We start from the raw sequence: 586 nt of genomic DNA on the forward strand, positions 1-586 counted from the left end.
CGATTCATCATCGTGTTGCGAAAATTTGAGAGACTCACGAACAACTTTCGTTGTTCTGTGTTTCAATTTTCAGCTTGATCCAGATTTTTAAAGAGCAAAACTTCGCAGTGAACCCTTTCAGGTACACTCTGAAGTATTTTTTCGTAAACACTCACGAGATGGTGGAGCTATGCGGGATCGAACCGCAGACCTCCTGCGTGCAAAGCAGGCGCTCTCCCAGCTGAGCTATAGCCCCATCGTGTAGTCAGAACCTCTTACCTTTGATTCGTTTCCGGGCGCGGCGTGGTGAAGCGAAGCATACTGAAGTATGCGAGCTTTGCCACAACAAAGCACGGGAGCGAATCTGGTAGGCCTGAGTGGACTTGAACCACCGACCTCACCCTTATCAGGGGTGCGCTCTAACCACCTGAGCTACAAGCCTGTAGAGGTTTTACTGCTCGTTTTTCATCAGACAATCTGTGTGAGCACTGCAAAGAACAGTTCTTTAAGGTAAGGAGGTGATCCAACCGCAGGTTCCCCTACGGTTACCTTGTTACGACTTCACCCCAGTCATGAATCACAAAGTGGTAAGCGCCCTCCCGAAGGT

General features: G+C 49.3%; 2 tRNA genes and 1 rRNA gene. All 3 read right to left on the reverse strand.

Annotation, left to right across the window (positions count from 1 at the left end):
* Positions 1-159 precede the first annotated feature (159 nt).
* Positions 160-235, reverse strand: a tRNA-Ala gene (locus ACLJR2_RS23690).
* 109 nt (positions 236-344) lie between these two features.
* A tRNA-Ile gene (locus ACLJR2_RS23695) sits at positions 345-421 on the reverse strand.
* Between the two features lie 69 nt (positions 422-490).
* A 16S ribosomal RNA gene (locus tag ACLJR2_RS23700) occupies positions 491-586 on the reverse strand; the annotation flags it as partial.

The sequence above is a fragment of the Salmonella sp. SAL03688 genome (genome assembly GCF_046551895.1).
Classification (GTDB): domain Bacteria; phylum Pseudomonadota; class Gammaproteobacteria; order Enterobacterales; family Enterobacteriaceae; genus Salmonella; species Salmonella enterica.